Annotated in this window: 1 protein-coding gene and 1 tRNA gene; both read right to left on the bottom strand. The window is 71.9% G+C overall.

Features of this window, described 5'->3' with window-relative positions:
- Positions 1–942, bottom strand: a 942-nt coding sequence (locus AC5RV2_RS17940; protein WP_494093453.1) for a hypothetical protein, incomplete at its 3' end; no start/stop codon positions are given.
- 208 nt (positions 943–1,150) lie between these two features.
- Positions 1,151–1,227 (bottom strand) — tRNA-Met (locus AC5RV2_RS17935).
- Positions 1,228–1,432 lie beyond the last annotated feature (205 nt).

The raw sequence follows: 1,432 nt of genomic DNA, 5'->3' as shown, positions 1-1,432 counted from the left end.
ACGACGGCGGGCTCCCGCGCGCGACGCCGCCGGAGCCGGCTGTGCGGCGGGCGCCGGGGCCGGAGCAGGGGCCGCCGGAGCAGGGGTGGCGGCCCTGTCGTGCCCGGCGTCAGGTTCCTGGGGCCCGGGACGCCGCCTGCGCAGCAGGAGCCCGCCGATCAGTGCAAGGTAGGCGGCTGGAACCAACCAGGCGGGGACGGCGTGCAGCACCTCAGTGAGCAACCCGTGGGCCCCGTGCGCGGCATCGATCAGCCGGTCCTCGACCTCGTGCCCCGCGGCATTCCGGACGGCGAAGAAGGCGTAGTAGGCGGTGCCGAGCCCGGCGAGCAGCAGCAGGTAGCCCTGGGCCTTTTCCAGCACGGTCCAGGCTTCGGGCCATCGTCGGCCGGCGGCGGCCCCGACCGAGGATGCGGCGGCGCACAGCAGGCCGAAAGCGGCGAGCAGGCCCAGGACGTAGGCGGCCATGCCGGCGACAGGGGCTTCCGCGCCGCCCTGTTCCCCGGCCGCGGCCAGCAATTCCGGCAGCTGCGGCGCGAGCGAGGCCAGCCCGATCACCGCACCGGCAACAGCCATCGCGCCGAGCCGGACGAATGATCCGCCTCCGGCCGCCGCTGCCTGCAACAGCCGGACCCGCCCGCCGGCCACCAGGAAGGACGCGAGCAGGACCAACAGCATCCCGGTCCCGGCCGAAATGTAGGCCAGGGTTTCGGCATGGGTCGCCGGATCACCTGCCGCCAGCAGTGCCAACGAGAACGACGTCGTGTAGCCGCCGGTCAAGACAAGCGCCGTCGCGGCGGACCGGCGCACGGCGTCAGCGGCCGTGCTGTGCCAGCTGTTGCCGGCGGCCATCAGGAGCCACGCCGGTAGCAGGAGCAGGCTGCAGGGGTTGAACAGGGCTGCCACTCCGGCGGCCAGGGCGTAGCTGCTCACTGATTCCAGCATGGGACAACAACGATCTTTCCGAGGGAAAATCGGGGACGGGTGAAACTATTCTACCGGGCGGGGTTGTGGCCTCGGGCACTACCCTGCCTGGCTTGCGGCACCCGGGCTTGCGGCCCCGGGCTTGCCGCCCCGGGCACAGCGGGTCCGGCTTGCGGCTTCGGGCACGCAAAAGCCCCGCCCGATATGACATCGGACGGGGCCCTGCTCTTGGTTGCGGGGAGAGGATTTGAACCTCTGACCTCTGGGTTATGAGCCCAGCGAGCTACCGAACTGCTCCACCCCGCGGCGCAGTGAATACATTACCGGCCGCGGGGTAGGGAAGCAAATCGGTCAGTTGCCCTCGGTCGCCTCCGGGGAAGGCTGCTCCGTTGCCCCGTCCGCTCCGCCTTCGGGGGCGGCGCCGGAGATCGCTGCCTCGGCGTCGATGGCGTCCTGCAGCGCCGCCTGGAGCCGCTCCTGGGCTTCGCCGTAGGCGGCGAAGTCGCCCTCC

This window comes from Arthrobacter sp. Y3225116 (assembly GCF_059091245.1).
Note: the sequence above shows the minus strand (reverse complement) of the source record. Positions and strands in the feature narration are given on the sequence as shown.